Genomic DNA, 24336 nt, shown 5'->3' with positions numbered 1-24336 from the left:
GGCTACCGCGCGCGGGCCTCCGCGACGGCGTACAGCGCCACCGACGCCGCCACGCCGGCGTTCAGCGACTCCAGCACACCGGCCATCGGGATGGACATCAGCCGGTCGCAGCTCTCCGCGACCAGCCGGGACAGGCCCTCGCCCTCGGAACCGACGACGAGGACGAGCGGGCCCCCGACGAGGTCGGCGTCCGCCGTCAGCTCGGGCAGCGTGAGGTCGCCGTCGGCGGCGAGGCCGATGACGAAGCAGCCGTCCTCCTGGTACGCCTTGATCTGCCGGGTCAGGTTGACCGCCTGCGCGACCGGGCAGCGGGCGGCGGCACCGGCCGAGGTCTTCCACGCGGCAGCGGTCATCGAGGCTGCGCGCCGCTCGGGGATCACGACGCCGTGGGCGCCGAAACCGGCGGCGCTGCGGACGATCGCGCCGAGGTTGCGCGGGTCGGTGATCGAGTCGAGCATGACGACGAGCGGCTTCTCGCCTGCCTCGTCGGCGGCGACGAGGAGGTCGTCGGGGTGGGCGTACTCGTACGCCGGGATCCGGGCCGCGAGGCCCTGGTGCACGGCGCCGTCGGTGAGCCGGTCGAGCTCGCCGCGGCTGACCTCGAGCAGGCCGATGCCGTGCTCGGCGGCGAGGCGGAACACCTCGCGCAGCCGCCCGTCGCGCTCGGCGCCCTCGGCGACGTAGACCGACGTCACCGGCACCCGCTCGCGCAGCGCCTCGACCACCGGGTTGCGCCCGGCGATCCACTCGTCGCCACCGCTCTTGCGGCGCGGGCCGCCGCGGCCGCCCTTCTTGGCCTCCGCGCGCTTCTTGGCCTCGGCGATCTTGTGCGCCTTGTGGTACTCGCGGTCGGTCGCCTTCGGCGTCGGTCCCTTCCCGGCGAGTCCGCGACGGACCTGCCCGCCCGAGCCGGCCTGCGGCCTCTTGCTCGACTTGCGGATCGCGCCCTTGCGGCTCGAGTTTCCGGCCATGTTCAGCTCACGCTCCAGGTAGGTCCGTCGGGGGTGTCGGTGACCTCGATGCCGGCCGCCTTGATCCGGTCGCGGATCGCGTCGGCACGGGCCCAGTCCTTGTCGGTACGCGCCTGGGTGCGCTCCTCCAGCAGACCGGCGACCAGGGCGTCGACGGCGGCGGTGAGCCGCTCCTCGGCACCGGACGCTCCGGCGCCGGCCCAGGCGGGGTCGGCCGGGTGCACGCCGAGCACGTCGAGCATCGCGGAGACGGCGCCCGCGGCGGCGGTCACGTCCTCCCCGGCGGCCAGCTGGCGGTTGCCCTCGCGCACGGTGTCGTAGAGGACCGCGACAGCGGCCGGCGTACCGAGGTCGTCGTCCATCGCGGCGGCGAACGCCTCCGGGAGCTCACCCTCCGAGCTGGTCGAGCCTGTCGAGACCCCGGCGCGGTCGAGGAAGGAGACGATCCGCTGGTAGCCCGCGGCCGCCTCGTCGAGCGCCTCGAAGCTGAACTCCACGTGGGAGCGGTAGTGGGCGGCGACCATGTAGAACCGCAGCTCCGCGCCGCTGACCCGCTGCAGCACCGACGGGATCGACAGGGTGTTGCCGAGCGACTTGCTCATCTTCTCGCCGGCCGTGGTGATCCACGCGTTGTGCATCCAGTACGACGCGAACGCGCCGCCCGCCGCCCGGGACTGGGCCTGCTCGTTCTCGTGGTGGGGGAAGCGCAGGTCGACGCCGCCACCGTGGATGTCGAACGCCTCGCCGAGGTACTTGCCCGCCATCGCGGAGCACTCGATGTGCCAGCCCGGTCGGCCCCGACCCCACGGGCTGGGCCAGGACGCGGTCTCCGGCTCGGAGTCCTTGCGTCCCTTCCACAGCGCGAAGTCACGGGGGTCGCGCTTGCCGCGCGGATCGGCGTCCGCTGCCGGCTCCATGTCGTCGACGCCCTGGTGGGTCAGCTCGCCGTACGACGGCCAGGAGCGCACGTCGAAGTAGACGTCGCCGCTGCCGTCCTCAGCCGGGTAGGCGTGGCCGCGGTCGATCAGCCGCTCGATGAGCACGATCATCTCGGGGATGTGCCCGGTGGCCGCGGGCTCGTAGGTCGGCGGCGCGACGTTGAGCGCGGCGTAGGCCTTGTCGAGCTCGATCTTCATCGCGTAGGCGAGGTTGTACCAGGGCCGGCCCTGCTCGGCCGACTTCGCCAGGATCTTGTCGTCGATGTCGGTGATGTTGCGGATGAACGTGACCTCGTAGCCGCGGTGGCGCAGCCAGCGCTGGAGGACGTCGAAGTTCACCGCCGAGCGGACGTGACCCACGTGGGGCTCGCTCTGGACCGTCAGACCGCACACGTACAGACCCGCCCTGCCCTCGTGGAGGGGCACGAAGTCACGTACTTCGCGGGTCGCAGTGTCGTAGAGCCGGATGGTCACCACGTCAGTCTAGGGATCGGCGCGGGTCCGCCTCGCATTGTCGCGCCCCCGCTTGTAACTAAGGGTTACCGCACGTTTTCCGGCACAACAGCGCCCGGGTAGTGGCCACAGCACCCGGGTAGTCGACCTCACAGCGACGAACCTGGCTGCGGATCGGCCGCCGATGTCGCGTCATAGCGGCAGATCGCCGGCCCCATCCACCCGGGCGCTGTGGCCGCCACCACGGCGTTGTTGCACCGCAATTCCGCACGTAACACGTAGTTACAAGGGCGAGCGCGGCGCGGTGTGACGCGAGTGACGGATGTGACGTACCGTGAGGCAGTGCGCCGGTCCTTCCCCGTTCCCGTCGTGTCCCTCGTCCTCGCCCTGGTCGCCTGTGTGGCGGCCGGGCTCGCGGTGGTCGTCGACCGCTCCCCCGCAGGACACCGGCCCGAGGCGGTCGCCGCGGCCGCGGTGTCGACGCGGCAGGTCCACCTGCAGCGCTTCGCCGCGCCGCTGTCGTGGAAGCCCACGGCAACCGAGAGCCGCTACGGCCGCAGCTACCTCGGCAGCCGCTGGACGAGCCCGTGGGTCGCGCCCGGCTTCGACTACACCGAGCTGATCACCTCGTGGTCGGCCCGCACGCCGGGCTCGAGCTGGATCGCGGTCGAGGTCCGGGGCCGTGCCGCGAGCGGCGCGAAGACGTCGTGGGACACGCTCGCCCGCTGGGCCGCGAAGGACACGTTCCTCGCCCGCCGCTCCGGCGGCGCCCAGGCCGACGACGGCACCCGACTGGCCACCGACACCTGGAGGACGGCCGGGCTGGCGGCGTACCGGATCCGGGTGACGCTGCGCCACGAAGCCGGCCGGAAGTCCCCGCGGGTCGACCTCGCGACCGTGATGACCTCGCGGCTTCCTGCCGTGGGCGCAGTGTCGGCACCGGGCGTCGCACGTGGTCTCGAGCTCACGATGCCGCGGTACTCGCAGATGATCCACACCGGGCACTATCCGCAGTGGGGCGGCGGCGGCGAGGCCTGGTGCTCGCCGACGTCGACCTCGATGGTGCTCGGCTACTACGGCCGGCTGCCCGGACCGGGCGGCTACGGCTGGGTGCCGGCCGGGCACCCGGACCCGTGGGTCGACGCGGCCGCGCGCTCGACGTACGACCACGCCTACGAGGGCACCGGGAACTGGCCCTTCAACACGGCGTACGCCGCCCGCCGGGTCGGCCCGTCCGGCGAGGCGTTCGTGACCCGGCTGCGCGACCTCACCGACGCCGAGCTGCTGGTGAGGGCGGGGATCCCGCCGGTCATCTCGATCGCGTTCTCCCGCGGCGAGCTCACCGGCGCCCCGATCTCCGCGTCCAACGGGCACCTGCTGGTCATCGTCGGCTTCACCGCGACGGGCGACGTGATCGTCAACGATCCCGCGGCGTCCAGCGCCGACGGTGTGCGGCGGGTCTACGCCCGCGCGCAGCTCGAGAAGGTCTGGCTGCAGGCGTCCGGCGGGGCGGCGTACGTCGTCCACGACGCCGCGCACCCGCTCCCGGCAGCACCGGGCGGCAACTGGTAGGTCTCAGGCCGAGGCGGTGACGTCGATGGTGTGCCAGCCCGTCGCACCGTCCGGTACGACGTCCGCGATCGCCCCGGTCTGCGTGCGCCCCTCCTCGTCGACCGCCCGCACCCGGAGCTGGTGCTTGCCCGGCGTGAGGTCGAGGACGGCCCGCCACTGCACCCACGTGTCGGCGTTCGGGGTGGTCGCGAGTGTCGCGCGCTGCCAGCGGCCGCCGTCGACCTGCACCTCGACGCCGGAGATCCCGGTGTGCTGGAACCACGCGATGCCGGCGCACACCAGCTCGCCCGCCGGTACGTCGGCACCGTCGCCCGGCACCTCGATCTTGGACGCGATCTTGACCGGCCCCTGCGCGGACCAGCCCTTGTCGGTCCAGTACGCCGTGATGTCGTCGAAGCTGGTGACCTCCATGTCGACCACCCACTTGCACGCCGACACGTAGCCGTAGAGGCCCGGGACGATGGTGCGCACGGGGAAGCCGTGCTCGATCGGCAGCGGTTCGCCGTTCATCGCCACCGCGAGCATCGCGTTGCGGTCATCCATCAGCGCGGCCAGCGGCGTCCCGCAGGTCCAGCCGTCCTCGGAGGTCTGCAGCACCGCGTCCGCGCCCGGGAGCGGCTTGGCCTCGGCGAGGATCGCCGCCAGCCGCACGCCGCTCCACCAGGCGTTGCCGATCAGGTCGCCGCCGACCTCGTTGGACACGCAGTTCAGGGTGATCCAGTCCTCGGTGATCTCGCGCGCCACCAGGTCGGCGAACGTCAGCCGGAGCTCGCGCTCGACCTTCCCGTGGATCCGGATCTCCCAGTCGACCGGCGCGATGGTCGGCTTGATGATCGCGGTGTCGATCAAGTAGAAGTCGTCGTTCGGCGTCTGCCAGGGCGAGACGCCCTCGACGTCGACCGCCACCCCGTCGGGTACTGCGGGCGCGGTGACGCCCTCGATCCGCAGCAGCCGCCGGCTCTGCTCTGCCTTGCGGCGCGCGTTGCCGGCGATCCGCCCGGCCAGCCCGCCGAGCACGGTCACCGCGGCCATGGCGCCGGTGATCGCGAAGAACCGGCGCCGGGTCGGCAGCGCGTCGTCGGCAGGCCCGGGGACGTCCTCGACCAGCTCCCAGCGCCGCAACCACTCGGCGAGCACAGCCAGCGCGACCAGCCAGCACAGCAGCCCGACCACGACCGGCGCGAGGTCGATCAGGCTGGGCGTCGGCTTGGTGAGCACGGCGACGACGGCGATGCCGGCCAGGACGACGTACCCGGTCACGGCGGCCCACCACCGGTGGTGAGCGAGCCGGCCGAACCACCCGAAGAGCAGCGAGATCACGAGCAGGATCCCGACGACGAGCACCTTCTTGTCGCTGGTGTCGAAGGTGTCGATCGCCCACTTCGCGACCGGTCCGGGCGTCAGCGCGATGACGCCCTCGGCGACCGCCACGACCGGCGAGTCCCGCACGTGCAGCAGGGCAGCCGCGGCATAGCTGACGGCCAGGCCGACGGCACCGGCGATCAGCCCGGCCAACGGCCACCACGCACGGGAGGTCCTCACGGGCCCGATTGTTCCTCAGGCATGATCGGACCGTGCACTCGAAGGGCTTACGGATTGGTATCGGCTCCGACGTCCACCGCCTGGTCCCCCGGGACCCGCAGGACCCGCCGCTCGCGCTCGGCGGCCTGACCTGGCCCGACGAGGACGTCCGCCTCGACGGACACTCCGACGCCGACGTCGCCGCCCACGCGGCGTGCGACGCGCTCCTGTCGGCTGCGGGTCTCGGCGACCTCGGCAGCAACTTCGGTACGGCGGAGCCCGAGTGGGCGGGCGCCAGCGGTGCCGCGCTGCTCGGCGAGACCCGACGCCGGGTCGAGGCGGCCGGCTTCTCGGTCGTCAACGTGGCCGTCCAGGTGATCGGCAACCGGCCCAAGGTCGGTCCGCGTCGCGCGGAGGCGGAGGCCGCGCTGGGCGGCGTGCTCGGGGCCCCGGTCTCCCTGTCCGCCACCACCACCGACGGGCTCGGCCTGACCGGACGCGGCGAGGGGGTCGCGGCGATCGCGACCGCGCTGCTGTCGTCCTGACCGGACCTCCTGACCGCACCCCGGACTCTTCCTGCGACACGCTGTCGCGACCGGCACCCGGCGTGGCAGGGTGGGGCGCCGACACCGACATGGGGGTTCCGATGTCCGACCACACCGTCATCACCGAGGACGGGCTGCGCATCCACGTGACCGTGCGCGGCCGCGACGACGCCCCGCTCACGGTGCTGCTCTCGCACTGCTGGACGGCGGAGGAGTCGGACTGGCACTACCAGATCACCGACCTGCTCGCCCGCTACGGCCGCGACCTCCGGGTGATCACCTGGGACCACCGCGGCCACGGCCGGTCGGACCGGGCGCCCGAGTCGGCGTGCACGATCCCGAACCTCGCGCGCGACCTCGGCCTGGTCGTCGACACCTGCGCCCCCGAGGGACCGCTCGTCATCGCCGGCCACTCGGTCGGCGGGATGACGATCACGGCGATCCCGGAGGAGCGGCCGGACCTGATGCCCCGCATCGTCGGCACCCTGTTCGTCAGCACGACCAGCGGCGAGCTGTCGAAGGTGACCCTGGGCCTGCCGACCGTGGCCGGCGCCCTGCTGCGCGACCGGCTGCCGTTCATCCTGGCCAACCGGTCGCGGATGCTGAGCCTGAGCCGCCGCGAGAAGTTCCCGACCATCGAGCGCCAGATCGCCCGCCGGTTCCTGTTCGGGCGCCCGGCCCGCTCGCGCGACGTCGCCCTCGTCGTCGACCAGCTGGTCCACGCTGCTCCCGAGACGATGTCCGGCTTCTTCAAGGACATGATGAGCCACGACCGGATCGGCAACCTCGCAGCCTTCGACGACATCCCGACGACCGTCCTGGTCGGCACCCGCGACCTGTTGACCCCGCCCGAGCACGCCGGCAAGATCGCCCGCGGGATCCGCGGCGCCCGGCTGCTCGTGGCCGCCGACGCCGGCCACTACCTGCCGTTCGAGCGGCGCGAGCTGGTGAGCGACGAGCTGTTCGCCCTCGTCGACCGCGCGCTGGCCCGGGTCGAGGACCGGCCCGCCGAGGAGTCAGTACGCCGAGGACGGCACCGGGCCCCCGCCGGTCACTAGATGAGTCATTCCAAGGGATCGTGCAACCGAGCGGCGCTCAACGCGTGCGCTGGCAAGGCGCAGACGTGAGGGCATGCTGGGCGCACGTCGAGCGTCTGCAACGCCGCCAGCGTGCGTGGTGAGCGTCGCGCAGCGTACGAGCCCTTGGAATGACTCATCTAGGCTCACCCGGTGACCACCGCCCCGACCGCAGCCGTCGTCGTCCTCGCCGCCGGGAGCGGCAGCCGCGTGGGCGCCGAGGTCAACAAGATCCTGCTGCCGCTGCGCGGCCGCCCGGTGCTGGCCTGGTCCGTGCTCACCGCCCTGGAGGTGCCGGGCGTCGACCCCGTCGTCGTGGTGCACCGCCCCGGCGAGCGCGCGGACGTCGGCCCCGCCCTGATGCCGGTCATCGGCGAGCGCGACGTGCTGCTCGTCGAGGGTGGCGCGACCCGGCAGGACTCCGAGCAGGCAGCGCTGGCTGCGCTCGCCCCACGGGTGGCCGACGGCAGTGTCGACGTCATCGCGATCCACGACGGCGCGCGTCCGCTGGCGAGCGTGGCCCTGTTCGAGGCGGCGATCGCGACGGCACGCGAGCACGGGGGCGCCGTACCGACCCACGAGCTGGCCGGCCTGCTCCCCCGCGACGCGACGGCCGCTCCCGCACCGGGCGGGGCGGGCACCCGGCTGGTGGGCGTCGCGACCCCGCAGGCGTTCCGGGCCGCTCCCCTCCTCGAGGCCTACCGCGCCGCCGCAGCGGCCGGCTTCGACGGCACCGACACCGCGGCGGCCTTCGCGCAGTTCGCGCCCGCGGGGAACGAGGTGCGGGCGGTGCCTGCCGGCCCCGGCAACCTCAAGGTGACCTTCGCCGAGGACCTCCAGGTCGCCGAGCGCCTGCTCTCCTAGCCGGGAGCAGCCGGCAGACGTACCGTCACCTGCAGCCCGCCGCCAGGCTGCGCCACGAGGGTCAGGCTGCCGTCGTGCGCCTCGGCGATGCTCCGGGCGATCGCGAGGCCGAGCCCGGCACCGGCGTGACCGCCCTGCCTACCCGCCTGCGCAGGCTCGACGTGGGTACGGGCCGAACCCCGCTGGAACGGCTCTGCCAGCGTGGCGACCAGGTCGGGGTGGAGCAGCGCGCCGGTGTTCTCCACCCGCAGCACGGCGGCTGCCGGCTCCCGGCAGGTGGTGACGCGAACGCGGCCGCCCTCGGGGAGGTTGTGGACGATCGCGTTGTGGGTGAGGTTCGTGGTGAGCTGCAGCAGCAGGGCGGGCTCCCCCTGGGTGACCGCCAGGTCGCCGGAGGTCTCGAGGGCGATGCTCCGCGCCTCGGCGAGCGGCAACAGCGTCTCGGTGGCCTCCTCGGCCAGCAGCGACAGGTCGACGTCCTCGCGGGCGAACGAACGCCGGTCGGCCCGGCTGAGCACCAGGAGCGCCTCGATCAGGTCGATCGCGCGGGTGTTGACGGCGTACAGGCTCTCGACGAGCCGGGTGGTGTCGCGGGTCGGGTCCTTGCGGGCCAGCTCCAGCAGGGTCTGGGTGATGGTCAGCGGGGTGCGCAGCTCGTGCGAGGCGTTGGCAGCGAAGCGCTGCTGCTCGGCGACGTGCGCGTCGAGCCGCGCGAGCATGCCGTCGAAGGCGTCGGCCAGTTCGCGGAACTCGTCGTCGCGTCCGCGCAGCGCGATCCGGTGGGTGAGCGACCCACCCGCGGCCCGGCGCGTGGCCTCGGTGATCCGGCCGAGCGGCGCGAGGATCCGCCCGGCGAGCAGCCAGCCGCCGCCGAGCCCGCAGACCAGCAGGAACCCCAGCACCAGCGCGGCCTTCGGCCAGAACGCCTCCCACAGGTCGGAGCGCCCGGGGATGAAGAGGTACGGCGAGAACCGGTCGCCGTCGACCGGCACCGTGACCGCCCGGTCAGGCACGTAGCGCAGCAGGAACAGCCACACGACGGCGAGCAGCAGCGCACCGGCCAGGAGGAGGAAGCCGGCATAGCTCAGCGTCAGTCTCAGTCGGACGCTCGGCCCGGGACGCCTAGCCCGCGACATCGATCCGGTACCCGACGCCCGCGACGGTGGCGATCACCCACGGCTCGCCGAGCCGCTTGCGCAGCGCCGAGACGGTGATCCGAACGGCGTTGGTGAACGGGTCGGCGTTCTCGTCCCAGGCCCGCTCGAGCAGCTCCTCGGCGCTCACGACGCCGCCCTCGGCGGCCACGAGGACCTCCAGCACCGCGAACTGCTTGCGGGTCAGCGCGACGTACCGGCCGTCGCGGTGCACCTCGCGGCGGAAGGGGTCGAGGCGCACCCCGGCGATCTCGCGCACCGGCGGCCGGTGGTGGGCGCGGCGGCGGTCGAGCGCGCGGAGCCGGAGCACCAGCTCGGCGAGCTCGAACGGCTTGGTCAGGTAGTCGTCGGCGCCGAGCCCGAAACCGGACGCCTTGTCGTCGAGCCGGTCGGCCGCGGTGAGCATCAGGATCGGCATCCCGCTGCCGGAGGCGACGATGCGCCGCGCGATCTCGTCCCCCGACGGACCGGGCACGTCCCGGTCGAGCACCGCGATGTCGTACGCGTTGACGCTCAGCAGGTCGAGGGCGGTGTCGCCGTCGCCGGCGATGTCGGCCGCGATCGCCTCCAGGCGCAGTCCGTCCCGGACGGCCTCGGCCAGGAGAGGCTCGTCCTCGACGATCAGTACCCGCACCCGGTCGATGCTACGAGTCCCCGGATATCGCCGGTGTATCGGAAAACCGATACGCCCCGGCAACGCGCCGCTGCCTTGACTCCTCGCATGACCACGTCCCCCACCCGTCCGGTCTTCCTCCTCCTCATCGTGTTCGTGCTGCTCGGCGCCGTCGGCTACCGCTCCCTGACCTCGACCTCGTCGGCGGCCGACACCGGTCCCGTCGGCGACGGGGAGCTGCCGGACGGCACCTCGGTGTACGACGTCACGCACGCCGGCGTGACCGAGCTCGATCCCGACCTGCTGCGCGCGCTGCGGCGGGCCGCGACCGCGGCGGTCGACGACGACGTCGATCTCGAGGTCAACAGCGGCTGGCGCTCCCGGTCGTACCAGCAGCGGCTGCTCGACGAGGCGGTCACGACGTACGGCTCACGGGAGGAGGCCGCCCGCTGGGTCTCCACGCCGGACAGCTCGCCGCACGTGTCGGGCGACGCCGTCGACATCGGCCCGGCGCGCGCCGCGGCCTGGCTGGGGACGTACGGCGCGGAGTACGGCCTGTGCCGGATCTACGACAACGAGCCCTGGCACTTCGAGCTGCGGGCGAAGGCGGTCGACGACGGCTGTCCGCCGCGGTACGCCGACCCGACCCGGGACCCGCGCAACCGCTAACGCGGGTCGGTCAGCGCCTCGAGCACCGGGAGGTCGGCGGCGGAGGCGATCCGCCGGGCCTCGGGCGGTGCCTCGACGAGGAGCACCCGCTCGGCGCCGTAGCGGTGGCGCAGGGTGCTCACCAGCTCGACGAAGTCGGTCGTGGGCAGGCTGCCGCCGTCGCCGAGGAGGTCGGCGACCACCGCTGCGGGCAGCACCACGGGCGAGCAGACGGCGACGAGGGCGTCGCGGTCGACCGTCGTACCGACGACCTCGCCGTCAGCGACGGGGTGCAGCTCCTTGACCGTGTCGGTCACCGGCCGGACCCCGACGACCACGCGGTCCTCGACCGCGGCCCGCTCGGCGCAGCGGCGCAGGAACTCGGGCGGGGTCATCGGGCAGAGCGGGTCGTGCAGGAGCAACGGCTCCTCGCGCTCGACGACCGCCTCCCAAGGGATGGTCTGGTCGAGCAGGTCGACGCCGGCCTCACCCGCGGCCCAGGCGGCGGCGGCCACGAGGGACTCGCCGTGGATCAGGTGGAACGGCAGGGCGCCACGGCCCTCCTCGACCACGATCCCGGCGACGGGGGCAAAAAGGTCGACGGCGTCATACGGGTGCGGGTTCATCGGAACCCACCGTATGACGCCGTCGGCGCGTTGCTGGAGGTGCCTACGAGGCGAGCACCTCGTCGAGGATGGTCTCGGCCTTGTCCTCGTTGGTGTTCTCGCACAGGGCGAGCTCGGAGACCAGGATCTGGCGGGCCTTGGCGAGCATCCGCTTCTCGCCGGCCGACAGACCGCGGTCACGCTCGCGGCGCCACAGGTCGCGGACGACCTCGGCCACCTTCATGACGTCGCCACTGTGGAGCTTCTCGAGGTTCGCCTTGTAGCGCCTCGACCAGTTGGTCGGCTCCTCGACGTGCTCCGCGCGGAGCACTCCGAAGACCCGGTCCAGCCCGTCCTTGTCCACGACATCCCGAACACCCACGAGATCGAGGTTGTCAGCCGGAACGCGGACCACGAGGTCCTGCTGGGCGACAATCCGAAGCACGAGGTACTGCCGTTCCTGGCCCTTGATCGTCCGCATCTCGATGTTCTCGATGACAGCGGCCCCGTGATTGGGGTAGACGACCGTTTCGCCGACGGTGAAAGTCATATGAGCAAAACCCCTTCCTAGGTGACCTATCTTACCACGCCTTCAACGACTCTCCGAATGCGTTTGCGCAGGTCAGGGGCACCATCGGCGTCTTGACAGGTGGCCAGTCGTATGGTCCGGGCGGGTCGTCGCAGTGTGGGACAGGTCACCCACAGGGGTACGACGGCCGGTCCCGCCCGATCGGCGGGCCCGCGCCCATGCTGGTCGGCCGTGGTCAATACTGCTCGCCATGGCGAAGATGCAGCGCTGGCGACGCAGCCGAACTTCGGAGGAGGGGACCCTGGTGACGGAGGCCCCCGACGAGACCTTCGAGATCGACCTCGACGACGAGCCCGCGGCGGTCGAGGACGCCGAGGTGACGGCGGTCGAGGAGGTCGTCGACGAGACTCCTGGGGTCGACGGGGCCGATGAGGCACCGGAGGTGGGATCCGACGCCGATCTCGACGATCTGGACGACCTCGACGGCGCGCTCGACGCGGACGAGGCGGTCGAGGAGGAGGACGACGAGCTCGAGCGTCCCCCGCTCCCCCACGTCCCGGACCGCTCGGGAGTCAGCGGCTGGCTGTTCGGCGGCCGCAACCCCGCCGAGGTGCTCCCGCTCCAGCTGCTGCAGGCCGCCCACGCCAAGCAGGCGATCACCACCGCGCTCGCGATGGGACTGGTCGCCGCGGTGGCCGGCCGCCCGGCGCGCGAGGCGGGCGTCGTACTGATCACCGTGCTCGTCGGCCAGACCATCCTCGGCTGGCACAACGACATCGTCGACCGGCAGCGCGACCAGGCGCACGGCCTGACCGGCAAGCCGGTCGGCGCCGGCCGGCTCGAGGTCGGGACCGTCTGGTACGCCATCGTCGTCGCGTTCCTGCTGCTCGTCCCGCTCGCCACGACGACCGGCGTGCGCGCCGGCGCCTACTACCTGGGCTCCGTGGCTGTCGCGATGCTCGGCAACGTCGTGCTGAGGACCGGGTTCTTCTCGTGGTGGTCGTGGGCGGCGTCGTTCGCCCTGCTGCCGGCGTACCTCTCCTGGGGCGGTTGGGGCGGCAAGGCCGTCGGCAGCGCGCCCGAGCCGGCGATCGTGGCGCTCGCCGCGCTGCTCGGCGTCGGCATCCACTTCATGCGTGCGGTGTGGGGCCTGGTCGCCGACCACGAGGACGGCTGGACCTACCTGCCGCTCAAGCTCGGACTCAAGCTCGGCGCGACCCGGCTGCTGGCGCTCTCGACCCTGTTCAGCGTCGGCGTCGTCGTCGCCCTGGTCGTGGTCGGCGCCCGCGTCGGCCTGAGCCGCTGAGCGACCCGGCACTGCTCAACGCTAGAGTGAGCCCGCTTCGACCCCACCTGACCCGGAGGCCTTCCGCCATGCCCCACCTGCGCCGATCCGCGCTCGCCGGTCTGCTGCTGGCCGTCGTTCCCGCCACTGCCCTGAGCGGCTGCGGGTTCCACTACCCGACCGACCGGGTCAACACGATCTCCTCGGGCGTCAACGACCGCACCGGCAACGTCGACGCGCTCGGCATCCGGGTGCTCGCGACCGCGCAGGGCGAGGGCCGGCTGATCGGCGCGCTGTCCAACAACCTGCGCAAGGACGCCTCGCTCGAGTCCGTGTCGTCGACCGCTGGTGTCTCCGCGGGCAAGTTCGAGCCGGTCGAGGTCGCGGGCCGTGGCACGGTCAACCTGGCCACCGCGGCCGACGTACCGCTGACCGGCAACTTCACCGCCGGCGACGTCATCCCGCTCGACCTGACCTTCAGCGACGGTACGACGCTCAGCCTCGACGTCCCGGTCGTCAAGCCGTGCTACCAGTACACCCAGGTGCCCACGCCCAGCGAGTCCGCCTCGGAGAAGGCCACCGACGGTGCTGCCGCCGACGCCGCAGCCGAGGAGGAGGGCGGCGAGGCGCACGCCGACGAGACCGGCGACGCGACCTTCAACTGCTCCGACGAGGCGCCGGCCCCCGAGGGCGAGCACTGATGACGTTCACGCTGGTCCTGCTCCGCCACGGCGAGAGCGAGTGGAACGCGAAGAACCTCTTCACCGGCTGGGTCGACGTCGCGCTGACCGAGAAGGGCCGCGGCGAGGCGATCCGCGGCGGCGACCTCCTCAAGGAGGCCGGCATCCTGCCGGACGTCGTGCACACCTCGCTGCAGCGCCGTGCGATCAACACCGCCGCGCTCGCGCTCGACGCCGCCGACCGGCACTGGATCCCCGTCCGCCGATCCTGGCGCCTCAACGAGCGCCACTACGGCGCCCTGCAGGGCAAGGACAAGAAGGCGATCAAGGACGAGTACGGCGAGGAGCAGTTCATGCTCTGGCGCCGCTCGTTCGACGTACCGCCGCCGCCGCTCGACGACAACGACCCGTACTCCCAGGCCGGCGACCCGCGCTACGCCGACCTCGGCGACGACCTGCCCCGCGCCGAGGCGCTCAAGCAGGTCATCGACCGGCTGCTCCCCTACTGGGACGCCGGCATCGTTCCGGACCTGCGCGCCGGCCACACCGTCCTCATCGCCGCGCACGGCAACAGCCTGCGCGCGATCGTGAAGCACCTCGACCAGATGAGCGACGCCGACATCACCGGCCTCAACATCCCCACCGGGATGCCGCTGGTCTACGAGCTCGACGAGGACACCCTCGCGCCCGTCGTCCCCGGCGGCCGGTACCTCGACCCCGAGGCCGCTGCCGAGGCGGCCGCTGCCGTCGCCAACCAGGGCCGCTGACCCGGCCCGAACTGGCTCCGGATCTGCGCCGACCCGGCAGAAAGTAGCCCGGGAAACGCACCGACCCGGCAGAAACTGGCCTCTCCGAGGTCATTTTCTGCCGGGTCGGCGTCGTTTCCGGGCCAGTTCGCGCCGGGTCGGTCAGCCGGCGAGCACCCCGTCGGCGACGACCGCCAGCATCGACCGGGCCGCAGCCGGGTCCAGCTCGCTGTTGTCGACGACCGCGGCGACCCCGCCGACCAGGCGGCACAGCTGGAGCGCGTCGACGTCGCCGCGCAGCGCACCCTCGGCGCTCAGCGCGTCGATGACCCGCTGGTTGGCGTTGAGGTAGGTGCGGCACTTCGCGGCGAAGGGTGAGCCCTCGTCGCCGAGCGCGCTGGTGATCCGCCAGGCGGCACCCTTGTGACGGGTGAGGAACTCGACGTACGCGTCGAACCAGGCGAGCATCCGCTCGCGCGCGCTGCCCTCGCCGGCGAGAGCCTTCTCGGCGGCCGCGTTCACGGTCTCGACCCAGGCCTGGATGGCGGCGTCGTAGAGCGCCTCCTTGGTCGGGAAGTGGCGGTAGAGCGTCCCGACACCGACCCCGGCGGTCTTGGCGACCTCGTCCATCGAGACGGCGTCGTACCCCTTCTCACGGAACAGCTGGCGGGCGATGTCAGCGATCCGCTCACGGTTGCGTACGGCGTCGGCGCGCACTCGGTCCACCTTTTCCCTTGCTAAACGGAGACACCCTCCGTATCGTTGAGGACTAACCGGAGTCATCCTCCGCTAAAGAGTACCTCGGCCTCTCCGGCCAGAACAGGACATCACCCTTGTCTACCTCCACGCTCACTCCCGTGGCACCCCGGGCGACCGCCCGGACCACCACCTCCACGGGCATCTTCATCGTGCTGCTGGCCCAGCTCATGCTGGTCCTCGACTCCGCCGTCATGAACGTCGGACTCCCCCACATCGCCACCGACCTCCACTTCGGCGCGGCGTCGCTGTCGTGGGTCCTCAACGGCTACGCGCTCGCCTTCGGCGGCCTGCTGCTCCTCGGCGGGCGGCTCGGCGACGTCTTCGGCCGGCTCTCGGTCTTCTGGATCGGCCTGGCGGTGTTCACCCTCTTCTCGCTGCTCGGCGGCCTGGCCACCGAGCCCTGGATGCTCGTCACCGCCCGCGCCCTCCAGGGCGTGGGCGCAGCGATCGCCGCACCGGCGGTGCTCGCCCTCATCACCACGTCCGCGCCCAACGACGCCGCCCGCAACCGGGCCCTCGCACTCTTCACGGCGGTCTCGTCCGGCGGCGCCGCACTCGGCATGCTGCTCGGCGGCGTCCTGACCGACGTCCTCAACTGGCGCTGGACCCTGTTCATCAACGTGCCGATCGGCGTGGCAGTACTGCTGACCGTACGCCGCCACGTCGTCGACACGCCCCGCCGTCCCGGCCGCTTCGACATCATCGGCGCGATCACCTCCACCGGCGCGGCCGCCACCCTCGTCTGGACGCTCATCAAGGCGCCCGAGCACGGCTGGACCTCTGCTGCGACCATCCTCGGCCTGGTCCTGGCAGTCGTGCTCGCCGTCGCCCTCGTCGTCACCGAGCGGCGCCACAGCCACCCGCTGCTGCGCCTGGGCCTGCTCCGCAGCCGGACCCGGGTCGCCACCCTGGTCACCATGGCGGCGCTGTACGGCGGCATGCTGGCCACCTTCTTCCTGATGGTCCAGTACTTCGAGGAGGACCTCGGCTACGGCCCGCTGCAGACCGGGTTCGCGTTCCTGCCGATCCCGCTGAGCGTGTTCACGATGTCGCGGATCACCCCGCGGCTGGTGGCCCGGTTCTCACAGCCGCCGATCATCGTCGCCGGCGCCGTCGGCGTACTCGCGAGCTTCGTGCTGCTCCACCAGGTCGACGCCTCGACGAGCTACTGGACCGGCGTCTTCCCGGCCCTGCTCGGGATGGGCCTGAGCATGGGCGGCAGCTTCATGCCGATCACCTCGCTGGCCCTGCAGGGCGTCGAGCCGGAGCACGCCGGCTCGGCCTCGGGCCTGCTGCAGACCATGCAGCAGCTCGGCGGCGCGGTCGGCCTGGCCGTCATCGCGTCGGTGTACGCCTCGCACGCGGTCCCCGGTGACTTCCTGGCCGGTGCCCACGCCGGCTTCGCGGCGGCCTCGGTGATCGCGGCGCTCGGGCTGGTGAGCGCGGCGACGCTGCTCGCCCGCCCCCGCGCGGTCGTCCTGGAGGGCCGACCCGTCACGAACTAGCCCGAAAAGGCGCCGACCCGGCAGGAAGTGGCACGAGAGGCCACGTTCTGCCGGGTCGGCGCGTTTTCGGAGCCAGTTTCTGCCGGGTCGGCGCGTTTTCGGAGCCAGTTTCTGCCGGGTCGGCGGTCAGGCAGCGGGAGCAGGGTTGTGGCCGGTGACCACGAAGATGACCCGGTTGGCGACCGAGACGGCGTGGTCGGCGATCCGCTCGTAGTAGCGGCCGAGGAGGGCGATGTCGACCGCGGCCTCGACGCCGTGGGTCCACTCGTCGCCGAGCAGCTCGGTGAAGCTGCGGCGGCGCAGCTGGTCCATCTCCTCGTCGTCGCGGCCCAGCGCGATGGCGGCCTCGACGTCGCGACCGGAGATGACCTCGGTGACCCGGCCGACCATGTCCTCGGCGACCTCGGCCATCCGCGCCATGGTCGGGCGGACCTCCTCGGGTACGGCGACGTCCGGCACGCGCAGGCGGGCGATCTTGGCGACGTGGACCGACAGGTCGCCCATCCGCTCGAGCTCGGCGACCATGCGGAGCGCGGCGACGACGGTGCGCAGGTCGCCGGCGACCGGCTGCTGCAGCGAGAGCAGGGCGAAGCAGGAGTCCTCGACCTTCTCGCGGGCACGGTCGATGTCGGCGTCCTCGCTGATCACCTTCTCGGCGATCGAGGAGTTGCCGGTCATCAGGGCCTCGGTGGCCTCCCCGACGGCGGACTGGACGCGGCGGGAGATTCCGGCGAGGTCGTCGAAGATCGCGTCGAGCTGGTCGGTGTAGGCATCACGCATGGGCCCGAGCGTACGGAGCCGAGGTGTCCAGCAAGCGAGGTGCGGTGAACGCGGGATGAACATCGCGAAGCACGGCCTCGCTGATTCGGAACCCGGACCCGCGCGCGCCGTACGATCGAGACGTGGATCCGACGACGCAGGCCTTCCTGGCCGCGCTCCTCGGCGCCCTCGTGGCGGGCGGGGCCATGTTGGCATGGCACCTCAGCGACCGCCAGCAACGTGTCTACCAGGCCCCCGACGAGCCGCTGCTGCCCGACGGCGTGGCCGCGGTGCTCTCGGTGCTGCGCAGCAGCGCGGTCGTCGTCGACGAGTCCGACACCGTCGTGAAGGCGTCGGCGCCGGCGTACGCCATGGGCTTCGTGCGCGGTACGACGCTCCTGTCCGACGAGCTCGGCCGCCTGATCCAGCAGGTACGACGCGACGGGCAGATCCGCGAGACCGAGCTGATCGTGCCACGCGCGGCCGGCACCCCGCGCCACGTCACCGCCCGCGTGGCGCCGCTGGGCTCGCGCCTGGTCCTGGCCCTGGTCGAGGACCGCACCCGCGAGCGCCAGGTCGATGCCGTACGACGCGACTTCGTGGCCAACGTGAGCCACGAGCTGAAGACGCCGGTCGGCGCGATGCGGCTGCTCGCCGAGGCGGTGCAGGACGCGTCGGACGACCCCGAGGCGGTCTACCGGTTCGCGTCGCGGATGCTCACCGAGAGCGACCGGCTCTCCCGGTTGATCCAGCAGATCATCGAGCTCTCGCGGCTCCAGGGCGACGAGCCGCTCGACTCGCCGGTCCCCGTCTCGATCGACGACGTCGTCGCCTCGGCGGTCGACTTCGTCGACATGAACGCCAACGCCAAGGACATCCAGCTCATCGCCGAGGGCGAGGAGGGGCTCAAGGTCCTCGGCAGCGAGAAGCAGGTCGGCGCCGCGGTCTCCAACCTGGTGGCGAACGCCGTGGCCTACTCCGAGCCCAACTCCCGCGTCGTGGTGACCCGCAAGCGGGTCGGGCCCAACGTGGAGATCTCCGTCATCGACCAGGGCATCGGCATCCCCGAGGCCGAGGTCGAGCGCATCTTCGAGCGGTTCTACCGGGTCGACCCGGCCCGGCACCGCTCGACCGGCGGCACCGGCCTGGGGCTGTCGATCGTCAAGCACGTGGCCGCCACCCACGGCGGTGAGGTGCGCGTGTGGTCCGTGGAGGGGCAGGGCTCGACCTTCACCCTCACGCTCCCGCAGCACGCGCACCACGAGGCGGACGGGCCGTACCTTCGGCTCGCGCCGCTCGCGTCCACCCCGGACTCGCCGGGCGGACGCACGAATGATCAGGAGGACGCATGACCCGGGTACTTGTCGTCGAGGACGAGGAGAGCTACAGCGACGCGCTCGCCTACCTGCTCCGAAAGGAGGGGTTCGAGGTCGCGATCGCAGCCGACGGCAACGAGGCGCTCAAGGAGTTCGACCGCAACGGCGCCGACATCGTGCTGCTCGACCTGATGCTTCCGGGCATCCCCGGCACCGAGGTGTGCCGCACGATCCGGCAGACGTCGAACGTGCCGGTGATCATGGTCAGCGCCAAGGACGACGAGGTCGACAAGGTAGTCGGGCTCGAGCTCGGCGCCGACGACTACGTCACCAAGCCGTACTCCCCCCGTGAGCTGGTCGCCCGCATCCGTGCGGTCCTGCGCCGCGGCATCGGCGACGAGCTGCTGCCCGACACGCTCGAGGCCGGTCCGGTCCGGATGGACGTCGAGCGGCACGTCGTGACGGTCGACGGCAACGAGCAGCGGCTGCCGCTCAAGGAGTTCGAGCTGCTCGAGATGTTCCTGCGCAACCCGGGCCGGGTGCTCACCCGCGGCCAGCTCATCGACCGGGTCTGGGGCTCCGACTACGTCGGCGACACCAAGACCCTCGACGTGCACGTCAAGCGGCTGCGCGCCAAGCTGGAGCCCGAGCCGAGCGAGCCGAAGTTCCTCGTCACGGTGCGCGGCCTGGGCTACAAGTTCGACGTCTGAAAAGCGCGCGACCGGCGGGTCACGCGCCCCCTAGCGTGGAGCCGTGACCGCCGCTGAACCCGCCGCCCCCGCCGCCGCTCCGGACACGAGCGGCGGCGGCAAGACCGGGCCGCTGGCCCTGGCCGCCGTCGGGGTCACGCTCGTGCTGTGGGCGAGCGCCTTCGTCGGCATCCGGCACCTCGCCCACGACTTCTCCGCCGGTGCGCTGTCCCTCGGCCGGCTGACGACCGGCGCGCTGGCCCTCGCCCCGGTCGCCCTGGCGCAGGGGCTGCCCCACCCGACCCGCCGGCAGTGGATCTCGATCGCGACGATCGGCGTGCTCTGGTTCGGGGTCTACAACCTCTCGCTCAACTCCGGCGAGCAGCGGGTCGACGCGGGTACGGCGTCGATGCTGCTGCAGGTCTCCCCCGTCCTCATCGCCGTGCTGGCCGCGATGTTCCTCGGCGAGCGGTTCACCGCCCAGCTCGCCGCCGGGCTGGCCCTGGCGTTCTCCGGCGTCGTCGTGATCGGCCTGTCCACCTCGGGCGGGGACAACACCGGCGACCTGCTCGGAGTCGTGCTGTGCCTGGTGCCCGCGGCGGCGTACTCCATCAGCGTGATCGTGCAGAAGCCCCTCGTCGCCGAGCTCTCCGCCGTCCACGTCACATGGCTGGCGTGCACCGTCGGCGTCGTGACCTGCCTGCCGTGGGCGGGCCGGCTGGTCGCCGAGGTCGGCGACGCGCCGCTGTCGTCGACGCTGTGGCTGGTCTACCTCGGGGTGTTCCCGACCGCGATCGCCTTCACGACCTACGCGTACGCGCTGCGGCACATGACCGCCTCCGCCCTCGGCGTCACGACCTACCTGGTGCCGCCGCTGACGATCGTGCTGGGGCTGGTGTTCCTCGACGAGGTCCCGCCTGTCGTCGCGTACGCCGGCGGCGTGCTCGCGCTCGTCGGCGTGGCGGTGGCGCGCCGGACCCGCTGAACGTCAGGCCGGGTCCGGGTCGGGAACGACCGCGCACTCGGCCGCCGGCTCGGTGCTCGCGGCCGTGGCAGCTCGACCGCCCGCGGCGATGACGCAGCCGACCAGGATCAGCGGGAAGCCGACGAGCATGCCGGTGGTGAGCTTCTCGTCGAGCAGCAGCACGCCGAGCGTGATCGCGACGGCCGGGTTCACGTAGGTGATGATCGTCGAGCGGGTCGGGCCGGCGACCTTGATCAGCTCGAGGAAGACCACGAACGCCAGCGCGGTGCAGACCAGGGCCAGCACGACGACGCTGAGCCAGGCCTTCGCCGGCAGGTCGGTCGGCGGGTCCACCACGCCGAAGGGCGAGTAGACGACGGCGGTCAGGGTGAGCGCGCAGGACATGACGCCCAGCCCGGAGACGTCGGCGAACCAGCGGGCGAGGATGATCGGCCCGGTCGCGTAGCAGACCGCCACGCCCAGCATCTCGACCACGGCGAGCACCTCGATGTGCCCGATGTCGAGGCCGACCAGGCAGGCCACACCCGCGAAACCGAGCGCCAGGCCGCCGGTCTGGGCCGCGGTGAAGCGCTCCGCGTGGCTGGTCACGAGGAACGCCAGCGCGCCGAACAGGGGCACGGCGGCGACCAGCAGTCCCGCCAGGGACGAGGAGATCCGCTGCTCGGCGTGACCCAGCAGCACCCACGGGATCATGATCTCGATGACGGCGAACAGCACGAGCGGACGCCAGCGGGCCAGCACCGGGGCGACCTCGTGTCGGACGAGCGCCAGCGGGAGCAGGACGAGCGCTGCGAGCGCCGTACGGAGGAAGACGAGACCGGCCGGGGAGACGTGGTCGACCGCGATCCGGATGAACAGGTACGGCAGGCCCCAGATCAGGCACATCGCCAGGAACAGCGACCATCCACGCTTCGTCACGAGAGGACTCTAGGGAGGTCCACCGACATCCTTCGAGAATTCTCTGGCGGATGATGTCGAGGACAGGTCGTCGGCTCCGTCCCCTGGGTGAAGGCGGCAGGATGGCCGTCTCGGACCAGAGGAGAACACCATGGCGAAGTACCTCTTGCTCAAGCACTACCGCAGCAGCCACGCGATCGCGAAGGACGAGCTGGTCCCGATGGACCAGTGGACGCCCGAGGAGGTCACCGCACACGTCGCGTTCATGCAGCAGGTCGCCAGCGAGCTCAGCGACCGCGGCGAGTTCGTGGACGGCCAGGCGCTCTCGCCGGAGGGCACCTTCGTCCGGTACGACGGCGAGGGCCGCCCGCCGGTCACCGACGGCCCGTTCGCGGAGACCAAGGACCTGATCGCCGGCTGGATGATCGTCGACGTCGACAGCCAGGAGCGGGCCTACGAGGCCGCCGCGCGGCTGTCCTCGGCGCCCGGCGCCGGCGGGAAGCCCATCCACGAGTGGATCGAGGTCCGCCCGTTCCTCGGCGAGCCGCCGGTCGTCACGGAATGACCGACCACCAGGGCCACCCGGACCTGGGCGAGCTCCTGCGCGACCTCACGCCGCAGGTGCTCGGCATCCTCGTCCGCCGCGGAACCGACTTCGCGGCGGCCGAGGACGCCGTCCAGGAGGCCCTGATCGAGGCGCTGCGGCACTGGCCGGCCGACCAGCCGGACACGTGGCCCGCCAGCCCCCGCGCGTGGCTGGTCAAGGTCGCCGGCCGCAAGCTGGTCGACGCCCAGCGCTCGGCGTACGCCCGCGAGCGCCGGGAGCTGCGCGTGCACCTCGAGCCGGAGCCCGGCCCGTCCGAGCAGGCCGACGACACCCTGCTCCTGCTCAGCCGGTGCTGCCACCCGGCGCTCACGCCGGCATCGGCGATCGCACTCACCCTCCGGGCGGTCGGCGGACTGACGACCGCCCAGATCGCGCAGGCGTTCCTGGTGCCGGAGGCGACCATGGCGCAGCGGATCAGCCGCGCCAAGCGCACGGTCAGCGGCGAGCGTTTCGACCGGCCGGGCGAGGTCGGCGCCGTGCTCCGGGTGCTCTACCTGGTCTTCAACGAGGGCTTCACCGGCACCGTCGACCTCGCCGAGGAGGCGATCCGGCTGACCCGGCAGCTGGTCGCCGCGACCGACGATCCCGAGGTCGACGGCCTGCTCGCGCTGATGCTGCTGCACCACGCGCGGCGCCGCGCCCGTCGTACCGCATCGGGGACGGTGGTGCCGCTCGCCGAGCAGGACCGCTCGCTGTGGGACACCCCGATGATCGCCGAGGGAGTCGAGGTGCTGCAGGCCGCACTGGCCCGCGACGCGCTCGGCGAGTACCAGGCCCAGGCCGCGATCGCCGCGCTCCACGACGACGCCTCCGTCGCCGAGGAGACCGACTGGCCCCAGGTCCTCGAGTGGTACGACGAGCTGCTGCGCCTGGCCCCGAGCCCGGTGGTCGCCCTCAACCGAGCGGTCGCGGTCGGCGAGGTCGACGGGCCGCTCGCCGGCCTGCGCCAGGTCGAGGGCCTGCCCGCCGACCTGCCCCGCCGCGACGCCGTCGCGGCCTGGCTGCACGAGCGAGCCGGCGACTGCGACGAGGCCGCCCGGCTGTACCGGATCGCCGCCGAGCGGGCGACCAATGTCGCCGAGCGGGACCACCTGACCCGACAGGCGAGCCGGCTCAACGCGGGAGGCCGAGACGCCAGGGAGCGACCTGGCGGGTAAAGAAATGTGGGAAGGGCTCTCGAATCTCGTCGCTGGGGCCTATAGATGGAGTCGACCTCTCTCGGGCCGTCCTTCCCTGGGCCTCGAGCCATCTCTGGAAGGAACCGGCCATCCGTCGCCTCGCGCTCGTCACCGCCTGTCTCGTCACCGCCAGCGGCCTCACCGTGCTCGCACCGTCCGGACCGGCCATGGCCGACTCCCGCACGAAGACCAACCCCGCACCCATCGCGATCCCGGACGCGAGCCACAAGTCCTCAGCGATCACGGTGGCGGGCATGGGTGGGGTCGTCACCGACGTCGACGTCAGGGTGAGCAACATCGCCCACGCCTGGCCCGCTGACGTCGACCTCTACCTCCAGGGGCCCGAGGACGCCAACGCCATCGTGCCGCTGATGTCCGACGTGTGCGGAACCAGCGCGACGCCGCTGGCAGGCGCGACGCTGACCTTCGACGACGAGGCCGCCGCGTCCCTGCCGACCTCGAGCTGCGTCAGCGGCAGCTACCGTCCCGCCAACGTGGACACCGCCAGCGACAGCCTGCCGAGCGCCGGCACGTGGCGGCCCACGCTCGCCGCCTTCGACGGGATCAATCCCAACGGGGAGTGGACGCTGTGGGCGTACGACGACTCGGCAGGTGACCCCGGCGAGATCCAGGGCGGCTTCACCCTGACCATCACCTCGAGCGGCCCACCACCCGCGATCAGCATCGGTTCCGATGACCTCACCGCCGGCCCGGCCAATCCCTATCCCTACCCCATCGCGATCACCGGCCACCCCGGCGGCATCACCGATGTCGACGTCGTGCTCAGCGGCGTCTCCCACACGTATCCCGACGACCTCGACATCATGCTGGTCGGCCCGAGCGGGGCGTCGGTCGTCCTGACGTCCGAGGCCTGCGACTCGAAGGACGTCGTCGCAGTGACCTGGCGCTTCGACGACGGGGCGGCCGCTCCGATGCCGATGAACGGACCGTGCGTCTCCGGCACCTACCGCGTGGGCACCAATCCCGGTGCGCCGATGCCGGCCCCGGCGCCCACCACGGCGAGCGGTACGTCGTTGAGCGTCTTCAACGGCACCCCCGCCAACGGGACCTGGCGGCTCTTCGTGCTCGACCACTCGGACGGCGACGTCGGCTACATCACCGGGGTCCAGCTCCTGGTCACGACCGACGCACCGCCCGAGACGACGATCACCGCGAAGCCGAAGAAGTCCACCACCAGTGCCAAGGCCACCATCGCCTTCACCTCGACCGTCTACGGCGCGAGCAAGGCCGTGAGCTACCAGTGCAAGGTCGACCGGAAGAAGTGGAAGGCCTGCAGCTCGCCGCTGAGGCTCAAGAAGCTCACCGCGGCCAAGCACAAGGTGCGGGTCCGCGCGATGGACGGCTCCGGCAAGGTCGACCCGACGCCGGCCGTCGTGAAGTGGAAGGTGCGTCCCTGAGTCGCGGTTGAGAAACCCGGCGT

25 protein-coding genes are annotated in these 24336 nt (G+C 72.1%); 15 read left to right on the top strand and 10 right to left on the bottom strand.

The annotated features are described in order from the left end of the window. Positions 1-2: 2 nt before the first annotated feature. Both rlmB and cysS read right to left on the bottom strand, forming a co-directional pair. Positions 3-971 (bottom strand): 23S rRNA (guanosine(2251)-2'-O)-methyltransferase RlmB, encoded by a 969-nt coding sequence (gene rlmB, locus ACZYRU_RS26550; protein ID WP_488960115.1) that lies wholly within the window; start codon positions 969-971, stop codon positions 3-5. Between the two features lie 2 nt (positions 972-973). Beyond that, entirely contained in the window at positions 974-2383 is a 1410-nt protein-coding gene (gene cysS / locus ACZYRU_RS26545; protein WP_488960114.1) for a cysteine--tRNA ligase, read from the bottom strand. Between the two features lie 321 nt (positions 2384-2704). Here cysS and ACZYRU_RS26540 point away from each other — a divergent pair, with 321 nt between their 5' ends. Beyond that, positions 2705-3934 (top strand): C39 family peptidase, encoded by a 1230-nt coding sequence (locus tag ACZYRU_RS26540; protein WP_488960113.1) that lies wholly within the window; start codon positions 2705-2707, stop codon positions 3932-3934. Between the two features lie 3 nt (positions 3935-3937). Here ACZYRU_RS26540 and ACZYRU_RS26535 read toward each other — a convergent pair whose 3' ends face one another. After that, on the bottom strand, positions 3938-5476 hold the full coding sequence (locus ACZYRU_RS26535) for a molybdopterin-dependent oxidoreductase (RefSeq protein ID WP_488960112.1): 1539 nt from the start codon (positions 5474-5476) through the stop codon (positions 3938-3940). Between the two features lie 32 nt (positions 5477-5508). On the opposite strand from ACZYRU_RS26535, the gene ispF reads away from it, so the two are divergent. The 3 genes from ispF (at position 5509) to ACZYRU_RS26520 (ending at position 7940) form a co-directional block, all read left to right on the top strand. Beyond that, positions 5509-6000 carry a 2-C-methyl-D-erythritol 2,4-cyclodiphosphate synthase gene (gene ispF, locus ACZYRU_RS26530; protein ID WP_488960111.1) on the top strand — a complete coding sequence of 164 codons (492 nt, stop codon included), beginning with the start codon at positions 5509-5511 and terminating at the stop codon, positions 5998-6000. Between the two features lie 101 nt (positions 6001-6101). Continuing rightward, positions 6102-7058 (top strand): alpha/beta fold hydrolase, encoded by a 957-nt coding sequence (locus ACZYRU_RS26525; protein WP_488960110.1) that lies wholly within the window; start codon positions 6102-6104, stop codon positions 7056-7058. 171 nt (positions 7059-7229) lie between these two features. Continuing rightward, positions 7230-7940: an IspD/TarI family cytidylyltransferase gene (locus ACZYRU_RS26520; protein WP_488960109.1), complete on the top strand. Its 711-nt coding sequence runs from the start codon at positions 7230-7232 to the stop codon at positions 7938-7940. On the opposite strand, the gene ACZYRU_RS26515 is transcribed toward ACZYRU_RS26520, so the two are convergent. Next, positions 7937-9076, bottom strand: coding sequence for a sensor histidine kinase (locus ACZYRU_RS26515; protein ID WP_488960108.1), 1140 nt, complete (start codon positions 9074-9076; stop codon positions 7937-7939). The genes ACZYRU_RS26520 and ACZYRU_RS26515 overlap by 4 nt on opposite strands. Then, positions 9063-9728, bottom strand: a complete 666-nt coding sequence (locus ACZYRU_RS26510; protein WP_488960107.1) for a response regulator transcription factor — start codon at positions 9726-9728, stop codon at positions 9063-9065. The genes ACZYRU_RS26515 and ACZYRU_RS26510 overlap by 14 nt, the downstream gene beginning before the upstream one ends. Before the next feature lie 87 nt (positions 9729-9815). Between ACZYRU_RS26510 and ACZYRU_RS26505 the strand changes: the two genes are divergently transcribed. Next, on the top strand, positions 9816-10376 hold the full coding sequence (locus tag ACZYRU_RS26505; RefSeq protein ID WP_488960106.1) for a M15 family metallopeptidase: 561 nt from the start codon (positions 9816-9818) through the stop codon (positions 10374-10376). On the opposite strand, the gene ACZYRU_RS26500 is transcribed toward ACZYRU_RS26505, so the two are convergent. After that, the gene (locus ACZYRU_RS26500) at positions 10373-10981 is read right to left on the bottom strand and encodes a 2-C-methyl-D-erythritol 4-phosphate cytidylyltransferase (protein ID WP_488960105.1); all 609 of its coding nucleotides are present in this window, start codon (positions 10979-10981) and stop codon (positions 10373-10375) included. The genes ACZYRU_RS26505 and ACZYRU_RS26500 overlap by 4 nt on opposite strands. A 43-nt stretch (positions 10982-11024) precedes the next feature. Next, entirely contained in the window at positions 11025-11510 is a 486-nt protein-coding gene (locus ACZYRU_RS26495; RefSeq protein ID WP_028654642.1) for a CarD family transcriptional regulator, read from the bottom strand. Between the two features lie 283 nt (positions 11511-11793). Between ACZYRU_RS26495 and ACZYRU_RS26490 the strand changes: the two genes are divergently transcribed. From ACZYRU_RS26490 to ACZYRU_RS26480, 3 genes are all read left to right on the top strand, one after another. Further along, entirely contained in the window at positions 11794-12795 is a 1002-nt protein-coding gene (locus ACZYRU_RS26490; protein ID WP_488960104.1) for a UbiA prenyltransferase family protein, read from the top strand. A gap of 68 nt (positions 12796-12863) precedes the next feature. After that, positions 12864-13475: a copper chaperone PCu(A)C gene (locus ACZYRU_RS26485; RefSeq protein ID WP_488960103.1), complete on the top strand. Its 612-nt coding sequence runs from the start codon at positions 12864-12866 to the stop codon at positions 13473-13475. After that, positions 13475-14221, top strand: coding sequence for a phosphoglyceromutase (locus ACZYRU_RS26480; RefSeq protein WP_488960102.1), 747 nt, complete (start codon positions 13475-13477; stop codon positions 14219-14221). The genes ACZYRU_RS26485 and ACZYRU_RS26480 overlap by 1 nt, the downstream gene beginning before the upstream one ends. Before the next feature lie 141 nt (positions 14222-14362). Here ACZYRU_RS26480 and ACZYRU_RS26475 read toward each other — a convergent pair whose 3' ends face one another. Further along, positions 14363-14926 carry a TetR/AcrR family transcriptional regulator gene (locus ACZYRU_RS26475; protein ID WP_488960101.1) on the bottom strand — a complete coding sequence of 188 codons (564 nt, stop codon included), beginning with the start codon at positions 14924-14926 and terminating at the stop codon, positions 14363-14365. A gap of 131 nt (positions 14927-15057) precedes the next feature. Between ACZYRU_RS26475 and ACZYRU_RS26470 the strand changes: the two genes are divergently transcribed. After that, positions 15058-16464 carry an MFS transporter gene (locus ACZYRU_RS26470; RefSeq protein WP_488960100.1) on the top strand — a complete coding sequence of 469 codons (1407 nt, stop codon included), beginning with the start codon at positions 15058-15060 and terminating at the stop codon, positions 16462-16464. 126 nt (positions 16465-16590) lie between these two features. On the opposite strand, the gene phoU is transcribed toward ACZYRU_RS26470, so the two are convergent. After that, positions 16591-17244 carry a phosphate signaling complex protein PhoU gene (gene phoU, locus ACZYRU_RS26465; RefSeq protein WP_488960099.1) on the bottom strand — a complete coding sequence of 218 codons (654 nt, stop codon included), beginning with the start codon at positions 17242-17244 and terminating at the stop codon, positions 16591-16593. Between the two features lie 122 nt (positions 17245-17366). Between phoU and ACZYRU_RS26460 the strand changes: the two genes are divergently transcribed. Genes ACZYRU_RS26460 through ACZYRU_RS26450 form a run of 3 tightly spaced genes read left to right on the top strand, consistent with a single transcriptional unit; the run spans position 17367 to position 20213 of the window. After that, the gene (locus ACZYRU_RS26460; protein WP_488960098.1) at positions 17367-18575 is read left to right on the top strand and encodes a sensor histidine kinase; all 1209 of its coding nucleotides are present in this window, start codon (positions 17367-17369) and stop codon (positions 18573-18575) included. Further along, entirely contained in the window at positions 18572-19249 is a 678-nt protein-coding gene (locus ACZYRU_RS26455) for a response regulator (protein WP_488960097.1), read from the top strand. The genes ACZYRU_RS26460 and ACZYRU_RS26455 overlap by 4 nt, the downstream gene beginning before the upstream one ends. A 43-nt stretch (positions 19250-19292) precedes the next feature. Beyond that, positions 19293-20213, top strand: a complete 921-nt coding sequence (locus ACZYRU_RS26450; RefSeq protein WP_488960096.1) for a DMT family transporter — start codon at positions 19293-19295, stop codon at positions 20211-20213. Between the two features lie 3 nt (positions 20214-20216). Here the strand turns inward: ACZYRU_RS26450 and ACZYRU_RS26445 are convergent, their stop codons facing one another. Then, positions 20217-21131, bottom strand: coding sequence for a DMT family transporter (locus ACZYRU_RS26445; RefSeq protein ID WP_488960095.1), 915 nt, complete (start codon positions 21129-21131; stop codon positions 20217-20219). A gap of 130 nt (positions 21132-21261) precedes the next feature. Between ACZYRU_RS26445 and ACZYRU_RS26440 the strand changes: the two genes are divergently transcribed. The 3 genes from ACZYRU_RS26440 (at position 21262) to ACZYRU_RS26430 (ending at position 24313) form a co-directional block, all read left to right on the top strand. Further along, positions 21262-21675 (top strand): YciI family protein, encoded by a 414-nt coding sequence (locus ACZYRU_RS26440; RefSeq protein ID WP_488960094.1) that lies wholly within the window; start codon positions 21262-21264, stop codon positions 21673-21675. Then, entirely contained in the window at positions 21672-22874 is a 1203-nt protein-coding gene (locus tag ACZYRU_RS26435; protein WP_488960093.1) for an RNA polymerase sigma factor, read from the top strand. Before ACZYRU_RS26440 ends, ACZYRU_RS26435 begins: the two co-directional genes overlap by 4 nt. Positions 22875-23062: 188 nt before the next feature. Beyond that, positions 23063-24313 carry a hypothetical protein gene (locus ACZYRU_RS26430; RefSeq protein ID WP_488960092.1) on the top strand — a complete coding sequence of 417 codons (1251 nt, stop codon included), beginning with the start codon at positions 23063-23065 and terminating at the stop codon, positions 24311-24313. Positions 24314-24336: the final 23 nt, after the last annotated feature.

Source organism: Nocardioides sp. F233 (genome assembly GCF_057813895.1).
Note: the sequence above shows the minus strand (reverse complement) of the source record. Positions and strands in the feature narration are given on the sequence as shown.

Coding starts and splice junctions, on each gene's coding strand:
- rlmB (WP_488960115.1), bottom strand. CDS start 971: ATGGCCGGAAACTCGAGCCGCAAGGGCGCGATCCGCAAGTCGAGCAAG.
- ACZYRU_RS26525 (WP_488960110.1), top strand. CDS start 6,102: ATGTCCGACCACACCGTCATCACCGAGGACGGGCTGCGCATCCACGTG.
- ACZYRU_RS26515 (WP_488960108.1), bottom strand. CDS start 9,076: ATGTCGCGGGCTAGGCGTCCCGGGCCGAGCGTCCGACTGAGACTGACG.
- ACZYRU_RS26505 (WP_488960106.1), top strand. CDS start 9,816: ATGACCACGTCCCCCACCCGTCCGGTCTTCCTCCTCCTCATCGTGTTC.
- ACZYRU_RS26500 (WP_488960105.1), bottom strand. CDS start 10,981: ATGAACCCGCACCCGTATGACGCCGTCGACCTTTTTGCCCCCGTCGCC.
- ACZYRU_RS26495 (WP_028654642.1), bottom strand. CDS start 11,510: ATGACTTTCACCGTCGGCGAAACGGTCGTCTACCCCAATCACGGGGCC.
- ACZYRU_RS26485 (WP_488960103.1), top strand. CDS start 12,864: ATGCCCCACCTGCGCCGATCCGCGCTCGCCGGTCTGCTGCTGGCCGTC.
- ACZYRU_RS26480 (WP_488960102.1), top strand. CDS start 13,475: ATGACGTTCACGCTGGTCCTGCTCCGCCACGGCGAGAGCGAGTGGAAC.
- phoU (WP_488960099.1), bottom strand. CDS start 17,244: ATGCGTGATGCCTACACCGACCAGCTCGACGCGATCTTCGACGACCTC.
- ACZYRU_RS26455 (WP_488960097.1), top strand. CDS start 18,572: ATGACCCGGGTACTTGTCGTCGAGGACGAGGAGAGCTACAGCGACGCG.
- ACZYRU_RS26440 (WP_488960094.1), top strand. CDS start 21,262: ATGGCGAAGTACCTCTTGCTCAAGCACTACCGCAGCAGCCACGCGATC.
- ACZYRU_RS26435 (WP_488960093.1), top strand. CDS start 21,672: ATGACCGACCACCAGGGCCACCCGGACCTGGGCGAGCTCCTGCGCGAC.
- ACZYRU_RS26430 (WP_488960092.1), top strand. CDS start 23,063: ATGGCCGACTCCCGCACGAAGACCAACCCCGCACCCATCGCGATCCCG.